15 protein-coding genes are annotated in these 15,375 nt (G+C 46.0%); 2 read left to right on the forward strand and 13 right to left on the reverse strand.

What is annotated here, in order from left to right:
- Nucleotides 1–150: 150 nt before the first annotated feature.
- Nucleotides 151–1,524 carry a class I SAM-dependent rRNA methyltransferase gene (locus A8708_RS32415; RefSeq protein ID WP_068670806.1) on the reverse strand — a complete coding sequence of 458 codons (1,374 nt, stop codon included), beginning with the start codon at nucleotides 1,522–1,524 and terminating at the stop codon, nucleotides 151–153.
- A 119-nt stretch (nucleotides 1,525–1,643) separates the two neighbouring features.
- Between A8708_RS32415 and A8708_RS32420 the strand changes: the two genes are divergently transcribed.
- Complete coding sequence (locus A8708_RS32420; protein WP_068670808.1) at nucleotides 1,644–2,678, forward strand: Na/Pi cotransporter family protein; 1,035 nt, start codon at nucleotides 1,644–1,646, stop codon at nucleotides 2,676–2,678.
- On the opposite strand, the gene deoC is transcribed toward A8708_RS32420, so the two are convergent.
- The 5 genes from deoC to prmA form a co-directional block, all read right to left on the reverse strand.
- Nucleotides 2,641–3,321 (reverse strand): deoxyribose-phosphate aldolase, encoded by a 681-nt coding sequence (gene deoC, locus A8708_RS32425; RefSeq protein ID WP_068670810.1) that lies wholly within the window; start codon nucleotides 3,319–3,321, stop codon nucleotides 2,641–2,643. The two genes, A8708_RS32420 and deoC, sit on opposite strands and share 38 nt — an antisense overlap.
- 130 nt (nucleotides 3,322–3,451) lie before the next feature.
- Nucleotides 3,452–4,786 carry a tRNA (N(6)-L-threonylcarbamoyladenosine(37)-C(2))-methylthiotransferase MtaB gene (mtaB, locus tag A8708_RS32430; RefSeq protein WP_068670811.1) on the reverse strand — a complete coding sequence of 445 codons (1,335 nt, stop codon included), beginning with the start codon at nucleotides 4,784–4,786 and terminating at the stop codon, nucleotides 3,452–3,454.
- Nucleotides 4,787–4,792: 6 nt separating this feature from the next.
- Nucleotides 4,793–5,560: a 16S rRNA (uracil(1498)-N(3))-methyltransferase gene (locus tag A8708_RS32435; RefSeq protein ID WP_068670813.1), complete on the reverse strand. Its 768-nt coding sequence runs from the start codon at nucleotides 5,558–5,560 to the stop codon at nucleotides 4,793–4,795.
- Between the two features lie 121 nt (nucleotides 5,561–5,681).
- Nucleotides 5,682–6,353 (reverse strand): site-2 protease family protein, encoded by a 672-nt coding sequence (locus tag A8708_RS32440; RefSeq protein ID WP_068670815.1) that lies wholly within the window; start codon nucleotides 6,351–6,353, stop codon nucleotides 5,682–5,684.
- A 9-nt stretch (nucleotides 6,354–6,362) separates the two neighbouring features.
- On the reverse strand, nucleotides 6,363–7,337 hold the full coding sequence (prmA, locus tag A8708_RS32445; RefSeq protein ID WP_068670817.1) for a 50S ribosomal protein L11 methyltransferase: 975 nt from the start codon (nucleotides 7,335–7,337) through the stop codon (nucleotides 6,363–6,365).
- Between the two features lie 208 nt (nucleotides 7,338–7,545).
- Between prmA and A8708_RS32450 the strand changes: the two genes are divergently transcribed.
- Nucleotides 7,546–8,352: a glycerophosphodiester phosphodiesterase gene (locus A8708_RS32450; protein WP_068670819.1), complete on the forward strand. Its 807-nt coding sequence runs from the start codon at nucleotides 7,546–7,548 to the stop codon at nucleotides 8,350–8,352.
- Between the two features lie 82 nt (nucleotides 8,353–8,434).
- Here the strand turns inward: A8708_RS32450 and A8708_RS32455 are convergent, their stop codons facing one another.
- The 7 genes from A8708_RS32455 to dnaJ all read right to left on the reverse strand — a co-directional run bounded on the left by A8708_RS32455 (nucleotide 8,435) and on the right by dnaJ (nucleotide 15,275).
- Complete coding sequence (locus A8708_RS32455) at nucleotides 8,435–8,710, reverse strand: hypothetical protein (protein ID WP_068670822.1); 276 nt, start codon at nucleotides 8,708–8,710, stop codon at nucleotides 8,435–8,437.
- Entirely contained in the window at nucleotides 8,710–8,859 is a 150-nt protein-coding gene (locus A8708_RS35105; protein ID WP_082927949.1) for a YfhD family protein, read from the reverse strand. The genes A8708_RS32455 and A8708_RS35105 overlap by 1 nt, the downstream gene beginning before the upstream one ends.
- 94 nt (nucleotides 8,860–8,953) lie before the next feature.
- Nucleotides 8,954–9,754, reverse strand: a complete 801-nt coding sequence (locus A8708_RS32460; RefSeq protein WP_068670824.1) for a hypothetical protein — start codon at nucleotides 9,752–9,754, stop codon at nucleotides 8,954–8,956.
- A 12-nt stretch (nucleotides 9,755–9,766) separates the two neighbouring features.
- A complete protein-coding gene (locus tag A8708_RS32465; RefSeq protein ID WP_068670826.1) occupies nucleotides 9,767–10,972 on the reverse strand; it encodes an ABC transporter permease in 1,206 nt (401 codons plus the stop codon).
- On the reverse strand, nucleotides 10,969–11,646 hold the full coding sequence (locus A8708_RS32470) for an ABC transporter ATP-binding protein (RefSeq protein WP_068670828.1): 678 nt from the start codon (nucleotides 11,644–11,646) through the stop codon (nucleotides 10,969–10,971). Before A8708_RS32470 ends, A8708_RS32465 begins: the two co-directional genes overlap by 4 nt.
- 82 nt (nucleotides 11,647–11,728) lie before the next feature.
- Nucleotides 11,729–13,459 (reverse strand): alkaline phosphatase, encoded by a 1,731-nt coding sequence (locus A8708_RS32475; protein WP_068670830.1) that lies wholly within the window; start codon nucleotides 13,457–13,459, stop codon nucleotides 11,729–11,731.
- Between the two features lie 682 nt (nucleotides 13,460–14,141).
- Nucleotides 14,142–15,275: a molecular chaperone DnaJ gene (dnaJ, locus tag A8708_RS32485; protein ID WP_057314836.1), complete on the reverse strand. Its 1,134-nt coding sequence runs from the start codon at nucleotides 15,273–15,275 to the stop codon at nucleotides 14,142–14,144.
- Between the last annotated feature and the right edge of the window lie 100 nt (nucleotides 15,276–15,375).

Raw genomic sequence — 15,375 nt, forward strand, 5'->3', positions numbered from 1 at the left:
TCTATTTATTGGACTTACAGAACAGGTACTCGTCCTCCTAATACAAGTTAGTAATTTAGTTACATTGCCCCGTAACCTCTTCCAATCAACACCAGCAAACACAACAAAAAAACAAAGCCAAATTAACCAGCTTTGCTTTCTGTACTCAATTTATTTGCTGCGAACTTCAAAAATCGCAAATTTTAAATAATGTCCTTCATCTACACCTAGTATACGCGGGTGATCCATACCTGCTCCGCGGAACTCAATTAGGCGTAACAGTTTACCTGCATCGGTTGCTGCTGCATGAATCGTTTCAAGGAATAGTTCAGGGTGCATGTGGTATGAACAGCTTGCTGTGACGAGATAACCACCTTCATTCACTAACTTCATGCCATGTAAATTGATGTCTTTGTAGCCGCGGCAAGCTCCTTCCACCGCACTTTTGGTCTTGGCGAAGGCAGGTGGATCGAGGATGACGACGTCCCATGTACGTCCGCCCGTGCCTACAGGCTTCGAGGTGTCGATCTTGGCTTGTCCTGCTGCACCAGCCACAGCGCGAAGCTTGCGCTCATCCAATCCCTTCACTTGCGTACGCAAGTACTCGAAGGCATCTGCGACGACGAATTCAACGCGATCCTCGAAGCCATTCAATGCAACGTTCATGCGTGCACTTTCAATCGCATGCTCGGAGATATCGAGACACGTTACTTTTTTCGCGCCAAATTGGCAAGCATTTAGTGTAAAACTCCCCGTATGTGAGAAGCATTCCAGCACGGAAGCACCATCCCACAGAGGAAATGTTACTACTTTGCCATTCGCGTTCACAGGGAGGATTTGCGTTACGCCATTCTCTTCGATTTCCGTCAAGTTGATGCCGCTGCGGTGACCCCAGCCAGTCATCAACGGAGCGATCGCCGCGCGATTCTCCCGTTGGTCGAAGAAGTACCCCGTCTTCTGACCTTCTTCAATATCAACGCGGATGCGAAGGCCATTTTCCAAAATATCAACATGCTTCGCACAATCGCCATACAGAAGTCCCTTCGTCTGCTTCAGACCTTCCAGTTCACGAATAGAAACATCACTTCGTTCATAAATCCCTACCGGCTTCATCACATGTACCAGGGCTTCTACGATATTGTCTCGGCAGAGGTCCATCCCCAAGGTCAATAGCTGAACTACCAACGTGTTCTCGAATTTATCAACAATAAGTCCAGGCAAGAAGTCAGCTTCTCCATAAACCAGACGATACGACTGCGCACCTTTCACAAAACGCTGACGATGTAGGAAGCAACGTGTAAATCGTTCAATGAAAAACTCCGTCGTCATCGCCTCAATGGGGCTATACGATACAATGCGCACCGTAAGCTGCGATGCTTCGTTGTAATAGCCAGTTGCTAGATATTTGCCTAGGTGATTTTGAACAGATACAAGCTGTCCAGGTTCAATGTCTCCGTCCGTGCGCTCAATTTCACTCTTATACACCCATGGATGTCCTTGCTCCAAGCGTGGTTTGCGTTTCTTATGTAGTACTACTGCTGCCATTATTTTAGCCGTCCTTTGCGTGAAACCGTTCACCTATACCATCTGGCTTGTCATGCTTGTCTTTACGGTCACATATATTGGTTGAAAACGTCGTGCACTCACGAAAAGGAGATCTTCTCATGATTCATGCTATTATACTGCCTGTTGCTACAGGCTTTATCTTATTTCTGCTTGGGATGAAGCTTATGGAAAATTCCCTTCAGACCTGGGCGGGCCCCCGCCTCCAGCTGTGGCTGGAGCGGTTCACCCGAACACCGGTGCGCGGCCTTATCACCGGCACCGTGCTCACCGCGGCGCTGCAGAGCAGCACCGCCATCACAGTCATCGCCATCGGCCTCGTCGGCGCTGGCGTCTTGTCCTTCCCGAGAACACTTGGCGTAATTCTCGGAACGAACATTGGCACGTGCCTCACCACTGAGCTGATCGGGCTCAGCTTGGGTGGCATCGGCGTGCCGATTCTGATCGCCAGCGCCAGCGTCTGGCTGGCGAGCTGGCTAGCCGGGCCGCTGCCGCAGGCTGGCGGCCCCCACAACACAGCCGCGCGCTGGGCCGCCGCGGCACAACCTCAGACCGCCGCACAGCACGGCGGTCGCCAATGGCTGCGCAGCGTCCGCTACGGATCGCTCGCGGTGGCTGGTTTCTCTCTCGTGCTGCTCGGCATCGAGATCATGCAAACCATCGGGCCTGCGCTGCAGTCCCGCGGCCTGTTCGCCTGGTTCGTGCACCAAGCGCAAACGAGCCTGCTCTGGGGCATCCTCGCAGGCGCTGCAGTTGCTGCGCTCGTGCATAGCAGCGCAGCCGTCATTGCGATGGCGATGAGCCTCGCCGCCACGGGCGCCATCCCCGTCGAACTCGGGGTTGCGATCACAATCGGTGCCAATGTCGGCACCTGTGTCACCGCCCTGATTGCCGGCATGAGCAGTTCTCGCGCAGGGCGATACGTCGCTTGGTCACATGTGCTGCTGAATGTCGGAGGAGCGATCCTCTTTTACCCGATTATCCATGCGCTCGTAAGTCTTTCAGCACTACTCGCTGATGACGCAGCTTCACAAATTGCTCGTTCCCAAACCATTTTCAATATCGTAGGATCCCTTGTCGCTCTGCCGCTCTGCTATCTTAGTATGTGGAAGCGCCTTGAGTTCCGTTCACAATAGCTACACCAGAGCTTGTCCCTAGTCTCGTTGCTCCCGCTTCAATCATCGCAATTGCCGTTGCTGCGTCGCGAACCCCGCCAGAAGCTTTCACACCAATCGCACTTGATACATTTTGACGCATTAGGCGAACATCTTCTACCGTAGCTCCACCAGGACCAAAGCCCGTCGATGTTTTCACGAAATGAGCACCCGCTTCTTCGGAAAGACGACAAGCTGTTGCTTTCTGCTCATCATTTAGGAACCCTGTTTCCATGATTACTTTGACGATAGCTTTCCCTTGGACCGCGTCTACGACTTGCTTAATATCTGAACGAACCGCATCCAGTTGTCCTTCAAGCAGTAAACCAATCGGCAAAACGGTATCGATTTCAGCGGCACCGTTTTCAACAGCTTTAGCCGCTTCAAAGGCTTTAACTTCACTCAAGCTCGCGCCAAGTGGAAAACCAACGACTGCTGCAACTTTAACACCTGTTCCTTCCAATGCTTTGGCAGCTGTTGCTACAAACTGCGAATTCACGCACACACTGAAAAATTGATGCTGCGCAGCTTCCTCACACAATTTGTGAATCGCCGCTGTGCTCGCATCTGCTTTCAATAACGTATGGTCAATATAACTAGCAATTTCTTTCGCGTTCAATGTCATTATGAAGCACCTCATCAGATTAAATTATTTCACTCATAGTTCTAAGCTCCGTGTAATGGAGAAAACCTCTATCGCGGTCATTCTAAGGAACGACCACGCGTAGAGGTAGGTAGATGCCTTACTCCTTCACTTACAAATTCACTACGCCTTCAAGAATGCGTACAAGTTGACCTTTACTTTCATTTACACCGGCTTCCGTAACCTTCACACGGCATACTTGACCGATCATTTCTTCCGAGCCTTCAAAAACTAACTGCACATAGTTATCCGAATAACCACTATACAACCCGCTGTCTGGAGCGCCTTTGTACGTTCGTTCTGGAATGACTTCCAGCACTTGCCCAACAAATTTCTGCGCATACGCCAATTGCATTTTCTCGGATAGGTCAATGAGTTCGTGAACACGTGCGTTTTTGATTTCTTCATCTACTTGATCTTCCATCCGCGCAGCAGGTGTACCTGTCCGCTTGGAATAAGGGAATACGTGCATTTCGGAGAATTTCATTTGCTCCATGAACTTATATCCGTCACGGAACATCTCTTCTGTTTCACCTGGGAAACCAACGATCACATCTGTTGTGATGGCGACATCGGGCATAATTTCGTGCAGACGCTCAATTTTACGAGCGAACTCAGCAGTCGTATATTTCCGACGCATCCGCGCAAGTACTTGGTCATCGCCCGCTTGCAACGGGATATGCAAATGACGGCACATTTTGTCCGAAGATTTCAGAACATCAATCACTTCATCTGTAATTTGGCTCGCTTCAATGGAAGAAATACGAATACGCTTCAAGCCTTCCACTTTATCCAAATCTTTGAGAAGCTTCGCTAAGCTGTAGTCTTCAATATCTTCGCCATAGCCCCCAGTATGAATACCTGTAAGCACGATTTCTTGATAGCCTGCTGCTACCAGCTGCTCTGCTTGTGCAATTACGCTTTGCGGTTCCCGACTACGCATAAGTCCACGAGACCAAGGAATAATGCAGAACGTACAGAAGTTGTTGCAGCCCTCTTGAATTTTCAGAAAAGCTCTAGTACGATCAGCAAAATCTGGCACGTCCAATTCTTCAAAAGTACGGGTTTTCATAATGTTACGAACTGCGTTAATCGGTTGACGATCCGACTCAAATTGCTTCACAATCGGAATGATTTTGTCACGATCCTGCGTCCCGATTACCATATCTACACCTGGAATAGCCATAATTTCAGCTGGTGATGTTTGTGCGTAACAACCGGTTACTGCGACGATCGCTTCTGGATTACGACGAATCGCACGACGAATCATTTGGCGACTTTTCTTATCTCCGGTATTCGTAACCGTACATGTGTTGATTACATAGACATCCGCTGTATGTTCGAAATCAACTTGCTCATAGCCCTCATTTTTGAAAAGCTGCCAAATTGCTTCTGTATCATAAAAGTTTACTTTACATCCTAGTGTATGAAACGCTACCGTTGCCATTATCGCTTATCCTCCCATTTCTCCGGTTTCATAGAACAGACACGTAAGACCTACCATAGCTGCCGTCTCCGTTCGTAGAATACGATTCCCCAGCGAAACCGAGCGAAAGCCAGCTTCTTCAGCTTGCTTAATTTCTTGCTCCGTGAATCCGCCCTCGGGGCCAACCGCAATCAACACTTGCTTGCCTGGTTCGATCTGCCCAGCTGCAATCGCCGACTGAATCGCAGGTTTCAGTTGTTGACCATCTTCTTTCTCATAACAAATCCAAGCCACGTCCGCTTCCTTCGCCCGCTGCAGAAGTTGCTTCCACGAGTAGACGGATTCAATCTGCGGAACACGATTTCGATGGGCTTGTTCTGCTGCTTCTTTCGCGATTTTCTGCCAACGCTCTGTGCGCTTAGCTTCCTTCTTCGCATCGTATTGTACAATAGTTCGTTCCGATAAAAAAGGAAGAAACCGGGCTGCCCCGATCTCGGTACCTTTTTGAATGATAAGCTCCATCTTATCGCCTTTGGGCAAGCTCTGTGCAATCCACACGTCAACAGCTGCTTCCGCATCCATCGCAAGTTCCTCCACGATTTCCGCTGTAACAGCTCCTTTATCCAAGTGAGTGATGCGAACGAGAACCTCGCGATCCACGCCATTGCTGCAAATCACCTGATCCCCGACTTCTGCTCGCATGACACGACCAAGATGATGAGCATCGTCACCCTCAATGGTGACTGATTGTGTAGCAGCATGGAACTGCTGGGGCGGTAAAAAATAACGTTGCATAGTCAAGCCTCTCTATCTTCGCTCATGTGAACTTCATTTAAACAGCGTTGCAAGTAGAACTTCCACACACCATCATACCTCGTTTGAACCTGAAAATCTATATGGTACTATCTGGACAGTGCTACATGCCCAAAATCCAAAATATAGGTTTCGCAAGAGCGTCGGCAATATCGTAAATTAGCCTTAAATACGGATCTAATGTAACTCTTCTAATTGGAGAAATGAAAACTACTAAAAGGAAAATTACTGAAGACCATTGTTCAAATTTTACAAGCTTATCTGTATATCTTAAATTAACTACATCTTGAATAATTCTGTACCCATCTAAAGGTGGAATTGGAATTAAGTTAAACAAGAATAATCTAAGATTAATCGTGACCATCAGTTGAAAAAAAATGTTAATTGCGTCACTACTGCCTTTACTCATCCCATCCAGCCAACCATACTTCTGGAAAAGCGCAAAAATAAATAATGTAATAAAGGCCATAACCAAGTTACTAATCGGCCCCGCCGCGGTCACAATAATCCCAAACAAGCGAGGACGCTTGAAATTGCCACGGTTAACAGGCACGGGCTTCGCCCAACCAAAACCAGCGATCAACAGCATAATCGTCCCGAATAGGTCCAGATGGACCATTGGATTTAAAGAGACACGCCCAAATTTATATGCCGTATCATCTCCTAATTTATAGGCACTATACGCGTGAGCCCACTCATGTATCGTAAATGAAAGCACGAGTACGAGGATAACAAACGGCAACGTATTCCAATCGTAAAATAATAAGCCTCCCATGAGCTACACCTACAGCTTTCTAGCTACGATCACAACCCAATTCGAATCATAGTTTTTCTCTACGATCGTGAATTGGGCTGCAACCAGCGCTTTTTCTACATCCGCTTCCTTGTTCGTTATGATTCCTGAAGTTATGTAATAACCGCCGGGCTGCAACACCTCGTATACATCATCAACGAACATAACAATAACCTCAGCCAAAATATTCGCAACTACAAGCTGAACAGGAATGGAAACACCTAATCCCGCATCCCCTTCGGACTCGCTTTCTTTAAGTACGCCAAGAAGATCGCTAAGTTTCACTGTAATTTGATCTTCAAGTTGGTTCTGCTTCGTATTATCCAACGCACTTGTAACCGCTACGGGATCCAGATCCACAGCAAGTACATGCTTCGCGCCAAGCTTAGCTGCTGCAATGGACAAAATACCTGAGCCGGTCCCTACATCGATGACATCGTCGCCAGGTTGAAGTACCTTCTCTAACGTTTTCAAGCAAAGTGAAGTGGTTGCATGCGTACCTGTTCCGAACGCCATACCTGGGTCGAGTTCCAAAATCAACTCACCTGGTGAAGCCGTGTATTCTTCCCAAGTAGGTTTAATCGTCAAGCGGTCCGATACACGAATTGGTTTAAAATATGTTTTCCAAGCATGCGCCCAGTCTTCATCATCGACTTCAACGACTTCAAAAGTCGGGTTCCCCGTATCAATATCGAAGTCTGTCAATTGTTCCACGGAAGCCTTCAAATTCGCCAGCACAGGCTCCATGTCGGTGCCATGATAGAAGTATCCCTTAATCACAGCTCTTCCTTCCGGGATATCGTTAAATGGCGTTTCGTATAATTGACCAAATGAAGTATCTCGCTCTTTATTTAAAGTTCCTGATTCTTCAATGGAAACACCTCCGGCTCCCAATTCATGAACAAAGTTGGTTATCATTTCAATTGCTTCTTCTGTCGTATGTACAGTTAATTCTTGCCAAAGCATCGGTATTGCTCCTCCTGTCGGTTATTCCCTATGTAAAATGACCCTTATAGGTCTATTTTCACAAAGAGTATTGTACTACACTTCGCTTCTGGGGTAAAATGGAGCCATAAATGTAAGCGCTTTTTTATTTTCTTAACACAGTCCTAACACTTGCATGCTACATTGAATTGGTCATCATCATTATGTATCGTAAGAACGGAGACATCTTATGCGCAAAATACTTATGGTTCTTCCTATTTTCCTAGCGATGGCACTTATCGCACCTCTGACGACCCAAACTATGATGGCTGATAATTACAGTCAGGTTACCGCACATCGCGGAAGTTCTGGGAGTACACCTGAGAATACACTTGCTGCGTTTCAACAAGCTATACTTGATCATGCTGGTTACGCCGAGTTAGATATTCAAGAATCCGCTGATGGAGTCGTCATGGTTATGCATGATGACAATGCCAATAGAACAACAGGCATCTCCAAGAATATGTGGGAAGTCACCTCTACGGAACTCCAACAAGCAAGTGCTGGAAGTTGGTATCATAAGGATTTTCAAAAAGAGCGCGTCCCTACGCTAGATGAAGTGATTACACTCGCCAAAGGTCATATGAAGCTGAATATCGAGTTGAAAAATAACGGCCACACTGTGGACCTTGCCAAAAAAACAGTAGATATCATTCAATCGCATAATTTTGTAAAGGAATGCACGGTGACCTCTTTCGATGCAGATCTATTGCATAAAGTGAAAACACTCAACAATTCCATCAAAACTGGCCTCATTGTTGGTCAAAAAACTGAAGATCTCGAACAACTTATGAAAAGTTCTGATTATGACGTCATTTCTGCAGCTTACCCTCTAGTAAATGACGCTTTCATGCGGCTTGCTGAGTCCCACCGTAAAGAAGTCTATGTTTGGACTGTTAACGATACGAGAATGATGAGACGCATGTTAGCTCTAGGTGTGACCAGTATTATTACAAACTATCCAGATAAGCTCGTCAAATTGATGAGCGTTGAATAAATAGGTTCTTGTGCACAATGGTAAAAAGCACCTGCCCCGTCGGACCCCACTATTGGAGTTCGATGGAATAGGTGCTTCTTATTTAAACTGAACCGCCTGCTGTTTCGATCACGCGGATAGCCTGCTCATAACATTGCTCGTCAATGACTGCGGCTAATACTATATCAAGTCCCACTGTATCAACCTCAAGATCTTTACTTATCATGCTATCCGCCATGGACATTTCAATCCCAGTACCGATATCATTCGTGAAACGTTCCACCTGCACATCCAAGGCACGCAAAGCTCTCAGTTTGGAAGCAACGCCTTCCGCTTGTTCGGGGGAATGAAAATAGGCAAGAATCCCTCGTTCAGCCATTACTGATCTTCCTGACGATCATCCGCCGCTTTCGCGCGCTCAGCAGCCTCGAAATCATCTCTATCTGCTACTTCCGCTGAAAATTCTACATCCTCTTGCTTTGCAACAGGTAAATTATTTCTTCCTTGGCTGTTGTTCTTCTGATTCATGTTGTCATGCCTCCAGATATTCCTAATTTCTTTCATGATAGCCCCATTTATCATTTGCGAAAGATCATCGTTCTATGCAAGAGACAGATCTCGTCTATTCCTTTATTTTCTCAAAAGAAGCATCATATAAACGGAACATCGTCTTGTAACCCGATTCATCCAGTTTTATGCCAACATCTAGCCGCCCCGTTAGTTGCAACGGGCCAGACGTATACCTGAGTTTAATGGTATCAGGCACATAAACAATCATAATTTTATTCCAGTACGTTTCATCTCCATTATCAAAGGGACACTCGGCACCAGGTTTAGGAATTAGGAGAAACCAGTGTTTATCGAAAGAAAGTACTTCCCCCATAAAGCCCTTGATGTGGACCGTTTTCCCATTTAAATCCCAAAACTTATTAGAGGGTGTATCTTGTTTATCCGAATCGAAAAACTCATCCCATGTGAGTTCATTCGACTGTTGTGGTTGTTTCGTAGGAGACGCCACTACACTCTCTGCAGGCTTCGTAATGTTCACTACAGGTGTTGTCTTACTACTCTCGATCTGCGTCTGCGGAGCTGGCGTTGGAGTTAGGGATGACGTAGCTGTAGATGTCTCTTTTTGAACAACAGCGCTTGAGCTTGGGGTCACAATTGGTGTTGGAATGGGTGTTGCTATGGGTGTTACAGGTGTTACATCAGGTGTCTGGGAAGCTGTCTCAGTAGGTCTTGCTTCCGCTGTCTCCTTGGAGGAGATAGTAGCCTTCGGTATCGCGGGTGTGACAGTCGCTACATTCGAGGCGATGCTACCGAATGCTTGCCCTTGGAGCATGGCCTCCTTTTGACCACAGCTCGATAGGATAATGACGAAGGCTAACAAGCCCAGCCCAGTCATTGTATATGTACTTTTCATCTTCATCTCACCTCAAGAACGGAATAATTGCAAGGAATCCACACGATATGCTTGAATGGCGGGGCCAACGGATGCGATAATCGCGATCAACAAAGTAAAGATAATTAGTAAGGATTCACCGGGAACGAAAGCCCCCGCCTGTATTTGTAGCCCTGTATTCGCAAACACCACATCTCGGCTCACATAGCCTCCAAGATGTCCAGCGACAAGACCCAACATTAAACCAATACAGGTCAAAATAACACCTTCACCAATAAGCGAAAGCCAGATGAAATACTTGGATTTCCCTATGAGTCTTAACAGTGCGACGTCTCTCTTGCGTTCATGTACCGCAGCTGTCAAAGATAGTAGAATGGATCCTGCAGCAAGCAGAATACAGATCATCGTCACGAACTTCACAGCCTGTGTCCCTTGATCAACCACATTAACCACATCGGCAATCGCCTTGCTTGTATAAACAGCCTGCACATTGTTGTATTGTGCGAATACTGTTTTGACTGACTGGGCACCTAGTAGTGATTTCGGTTTTACGACGATCGACGTAATTTCTTTCGCCTTGTCAGGCTGACTTTCGTGGATAGCCCACGCATAGTCCAACGTTGTGAATACAGCCCGATCATCTGATGTGTGGAGGGGTGGCAATATACCCACTACCGTATAGGTGAAGGCATGATGATGTTCCTCTTCTTCTCCGTCTTCCTCTTCTTCCAAACCTTGAATAAGCCCATGTGCACCAGCAAAAGTGTCTCCTACACGAAGACCCTTTGAGCTTGCCACATAGGAACCAACAATGGCTTCCCCTAGCTTACTATAGAGCTTCCCTTGTGCCATTTGTTTGGCAGCACCATAACGTGTTAAGAAATAACCGGGTTCCATCCCAACAATCGGAAACCCATTATAATTATCGCCGGTCGTCATCGCATAGGCCGAATCGACGAATTCATTTTTGCTAACATCTTCCAGAACAGTAATCGGAATATTGCCCGTCGGCGCACCAATATGGTAGTAGGTATTCAGCGCAAGTTGTGACGCGCTTCCTTTTGCGCCAATCGTGACTTCGAAAGGGCCGTAGCCTTTCTCAGCTCCTTGCTCCACGCCTTGACTGCATAACAGAAGAAAGACAACAAGTGCTGCTGTAATTGCTACAGAGCTAATGGTTAAGAGTGACAGCGTTTTGCGATGCCAGATGTGACTCCACAGCAAGGAAATTACTTTCATACGGAAACACTCCTAAGAAGTTCATTCAATTCTTGCATATACACACGTTTAGGGAACATCTCAGCGATATGTCGATCATGCGTTACTGTCAGCAATGTCAATTTTTCTTCTCTACAAATATCAAGCAGCAACGTCATCATTTCGCTCGCCGTCTCCCAATCCAAACTTCCCGTAGGTTCATCCGCCAAAAGCAGAGGAGGCTTGGTAATTAACGCTCGAACGATGGCCGCTCTTTGCTGTTGACCTCGAGATAGCTGAGAAGGTAGATGATTTCCACGATTCTGTAAGCCTACACGCTCCAACCAATCGTCAAGCAACCTCTTACTCTCCTGCTTCGTACCGGTGTTAGGCATAACTAGTTCAATATTTTGCCTAACAGTCAGTGAAGCAATGAGATGGAAATCTTGAAAAATATAACCGATGTTCTCCGCTCGAAAGCGATCACGTTTACTTTCATTGAGGAGATGAACGGGGCGTCCAGCGACCCAAATCTCTCCTTGATCAGCCGTTATGACACCACTAAGCAGATGTAAAAGTGTGCTTTTTCCACAGCCGCTCGCACCCATCAGAGCAATTCTTTCCCCTTTTTGAATTTGCCACTGGGCTACCTGCAAGATAGGTAAGTGTTGACCATGCAGATGAAAAGATTTCGATATTCCTTGTAGAGTTATCATCCATATGCCCCTCGCTTCCATTCGACTCCAAAAGAAAAGAGGACACAGGGAAGGAGCTCCCCATGTCCGTCTGCTCCACTGATTAATTTTTCACGATACGCTCATTAAAGGAATCCCATGTGTACGTTTTACCTGTTAGTTGGTTAAAGGCTTCTAGTGGCAAATACAACTTACCATTATCCACATTGCCAACCCATGCACTTGCTGTACCATTCACAGTGATTGCTCCTGATGATACTAGCACGGACACCTTCTGACTATCCTTCGTAAAAGTTACTGAACCTGTCGCTTCATCCCATGCTACTTGAATGTCGAGGGATTCTGCTAATGATCTTGCCGTAAACAACGTTTTGGAATCACGCGTTACTTTGAACATAGGATACAGATATTTATCTTGAAGCTCTTTCGTTGCCGCCGTTAAATCGGCGCCGATCACTTTCGCACCACTTTTAGCAATATCGGTATTGTCTATATCACCTTTGACAAGCCCAGCGATCGGACCGTACGCCCAAACACCAACATCAACCCCTGTATGACCATGCCCTGTCCAGCCTACTGCTAGACGCTTCGACACGACTGCATTATAACCGCCGCCACGACCATAAGATGAACCATCGCCGTTCAGAATCAATTGTACTTCCTCATCAGATAGATCTGTGAAGCCAATGTTGTCTGCTACGATTTTGCGAATATCATCTGCCGTTTGAGCTTTTTTCAAGATACCATCAATGTACTCGTATGAATGCTTCTGTTTGTTAAACAAATCAATATTCAATTCATAAACATTATCTCTTGCGAGGGACAAGCCGCCTGTTTCATGATCAGCCGAAACAACAACGGATGTATTACCATCTTTTTTGGCCCAATCCACTAGCGTTTTGAAAGTGGCATCCAACTCTAGCATTTCTTGAATATTCGCAGGAAGATCGTTCGCATGACCCGCGTGATCAATACGACCTTGCTCAACTAGCAAGACGAAGCCATTTTTATTTTGGGATAAAATATCGAGTGCTTTTTGGGATAATTGTGGTAATGACGGTACCGTATCCGCACGGTCAAGTACATAAGGAATTTCGGCATCTGCGAAAAGACCAAGTGCTTTGCCTGCTGTTACAGGGATCGCATCTAAACCTTTTTTATCAAAAGCTGTTTGGTAGCCCTTTGCTTGAAAATCGGGAATGATATTCTTGTCAGTACGTTTACCTTTATCCTCTTTGGTTGTAAAGTTTACTTTCCCTCCACCGAAGATAACATCTACACCACTGTTTAAATATTGGGAAGCAATTGCGTTTTGGTTGCTGCGTTGGCGAACATGTGACGCCCATACGGCCGGAGTTGCACCCGTAATATTATCCGTTGATACTAAACCCGTTGCTTTACCTTGCTTCATCGCGGCTTCGATAACGGATGCATATGGCTTAGCTACATCCCCATTGGATACACTGATCGCATTGTTATACGTTTTATTTCCAGTAGAAAAAGCAGTAGCCGCTGCGGCTGAATCCGTAACCGCACCTGACTCTGTTGTGTAAGGACTCGCTTGCGAGTATGTAGTTGCTTTACCGACATAATAACCGCCATCCAATTCAAGGCGATCTTTATTAAGGAACTTCTTGGCGTAGTAACGAGCAGCTGTTACTTCAGCCGGCCCCATCCCATCACCGATGAGAACAATCAAATTTTTAGATGCAGGGGTCGCTGAAACGGTTGCTGGTGTTGTTGAATCTGCAGCGGATACTGTTCCCGCTAAACTTAGTGTTAATAAGGAAACGGCCATTCCTGAACCCATTATTTGCTTCAACGCTTTTTTCAAATGTTTTCCCTCCAAAAATAGTATTTCACTTTATTAGCATAAAGCTCATAGATTTGGAGAACGTCAAAGTTATATGGAGGTTTTGTAAAAATGGCGGGATTTATTAAGAGATGATAAACAGAGGCGGCATCACTACCTCATCTGCCAGATATGCCACTTGGCTGCTGTCAAAGAGGCAACAAATGAATTGCCCAATGGAGTACGGTTGCAACTTTCCCAATAATATTCCAGTTATGTCCGCTCCAACTGTCAAAAATGCAAATGAGCACTTCTCGCATGGGTTTCACTCGCAATTAGTGGAAATTGATGCAAATAGGCATCTTTTGGGAATGATCTCAGGAGATTATGTTGAAATACGTTAAAATAGTTGCCTTTTTGCACTTATTTACCTTTATCAGCTATAAAACGGTAGAAAAGGTTGTATTTCTGCATTTCTAAAAGGCGCAACTGAGAGAAATCAACCCAATGCCTCCCTCACCCCACGCCAACAGTATTCCGCTTAATATCTCAACTGCTGGAATGCCATGCATTTACCTAACCTCATCTAAGCTGATTTGAACTGGAGACTTTGGTTTCATGTTCGGGGATAGGCTTAATTCAATTTATTGAAAGAAAAAGCACCTCATACGCATGAATGGATAGATTGCATCTATCCTTCACACACACAAGGTGCCATAGAGAGCTAGTCGCCTAAGAAGGCTCTTTTCATACGTTCAAAAATAGACTGACTTTGCTCATGCGTATGCTCGCCACTTTGCTTGCCGAACTGACGCAGCAAATCCTTCTGATCTTCTGACAAGTTCGTTGGTGTCATCACGATGACTTTCACGTGTTGATCCCCTTGACCGAAGCCGCGAAGATGCGGAACGCCTTTGCCTTTGAGACGGAAGTACGTATCTGTCTGCGTACCTGCTGGAATCTTGAGCTTCACCTTCTCAGTCAGCGTCGGGATTTCGATTTCATCTCCCAGAGCCGCTTGCATGAACGTTAATGGTACTTCACAGTACACATCATTACCTTCACGTTGGAAGAATTCATGGTTTTTCACGCGAATCACTACGTAAAGGTCGCCAGAAGGGCCTCCACGTGTTCCGCCTTCACCTTCGCCAGATACGCGAAGTTGAGCGCCATCATCTACACCAGCTGGAATCTTGATGTGAATCGTGCGCGTCTTTTTCACTTTACCAGCGCCATGACAAGTTCCGCATTTTTCTTTGATGATTTTACCAGAACCATTACATGACGTACACACGCGGCGATTCACAATACGGCCAAATGCTGTATTCTGAACGACTTCTTGCTGCCCGCTGCCATGACATCCGCCACATGTTTCCGGTTTAGTTCCTGCTTTGGCACCTGAACCATTACAAGTATCGCAATTTTCAGTTCGTGGAATGTTGATATCCATTTCTTTACCGAAAATGGCTTCTTTAAATTCCACTGTCATTGTGTATTGCAAATCGTTACCACGTTGCGGGGCATTCGGATTACGACGATTACCACCGCCGCCGCCACCGAAGAACATATCAAAGATATCTCCGAAGCCGCCACCGAAGTCTTGACCACCGCCAAATCCTTGATTCGGATCAACGTGACCAAACTGATCATACTGAGCTTTTTTCTGATCATCACTCAGAACATCGTACGCATCCTTCGCTTCTTTGAACTTATCTTCAGCGTCTGCGGCTTTATTCACGTCAGGGTGATATTGTCGTGCCATTTTACGGTAAGCTTTCTTGATCTCATCCTGTGAAGCATCTTTACCGAGACCTAATACCTCGTAATAATCACGTTTACTCACTTGTTCCACTCCCATGTTCAAGACTACAAACGGAAAGTCAAAGCCACGGAGATTTCCCCTTGGCTTTGACTCTTACGTTCCATACATACTAAACAAACAGCGTTTAAATAAACTT

It is taken from the genome of Paenibacillus oryzisoli, from assembly GCF_001653565.1.
GTDB classification, from domain to species: Bacteria; Bacillota; Bacilli; order Paenibacillales; family NBRC-103111; genus Paenibacillus_E; species Paenibacillus_E oryzisoli.

Excerpts from the sequence above, each read along its gene's own strand:
- A8708_RS32415 (WP_068670806.1), bottom strand. The coding sequence starts at position 1,524 with ATGGCAGCAGTAGTACTACATAAGAAACGCAAACCACGCTTGGAGCAA.
- A8708_RS32420 (WP_068670808.1), top strand. The coding sequence starts at position 1,644 with ATGATTCATGCTATTATACTGCCTGTTGCTACAGGCTTTATCTTATTT.
- deoC (WP_068670810.1), bottom strand. The coding sequence starts at position 3,321 with ATGACATTGAACGCGAAAGAAATTGCTAGTTATATTGACCATACGTTA.
- mtaB (WP_068670811.1), bottom strand. The coding sequence starts at position 4,786 with ATGGCAACGGTAGCGTTTCATACACTAGGATGTAAAGTAAACTTTTAT.
- A8708_RS32435 (WP_068670813.1), bottom strand. The coding sequence starts at position 5,560 with ATGCAACGTTATTTTTTACCGCCCCAGCAGTTCCATGCTGCTACACAA.
- A8708_RS32440 (WP_068670815.1), bottom strand. The coding sequence starts at position 6,353 with ATGGGAGGCTTATTATTTTACGATTGGAATACGTTGCCGTTTGTTATC.
- prmA (WP_068670817.1), bottom strand. The coding sequence starts at position 7,337 with ATGCTTTGGCAAGAATTAACTGTACATACGACAGAAGAAGCAATTGAA.
- A8708_RS32450 (WP_068670819.1), top strand. The coding sequence starts at position 7,546 with ATGCGCAAAATACTTATGGTTCTTCCTATTTTCCTAGCGATGGCACTT.
- A8708_RS32455 (WP_068670822.1), bottom strand. The coding sequence starts at position 8,710 with ATGGCTGAACGAGGGATTCTTGCCTATTTTCATTCCCCCGAACAAGCG.
- A8708_RS35105 (WP_082927949.1), bottom strand. The coding sequence starts at position 8,859 with ATGAATCAGAAGAACAACAGCCAAGGAAGAAATAATTTACCTGTTGCA.
- A8708_RS32460 (WP_068670824.1), bottom strand. The coding sequence starts at position 9,754 with ATGAAAAGTACATATACAATGACTGGGCTGGGCTTGTTAGCCTTCGTC.
- A8708_RS32465 (WP_068670826.1), bottom strand. The coding sequence starts at position 10,972 with ATGAAAGTAATTTCCTTGCTGTGGAGTCACATCTGGCATCGCAAAACG.
- A8708_RS32470 (WP_068670828.1), bottom strand. The coding sequence starts at position 11,646 with ATGATAACTCTACAAGGAATATCGAAATCTTTTCATCTGCATGGTCAA.
- dnaJ (WP_057314836.1), bottom strand. The coding sequence starts at position 15,275 with ATGGGAGTGGAACAAGTGAGTAAACGTGATTATTACGAGGTATTAGGT.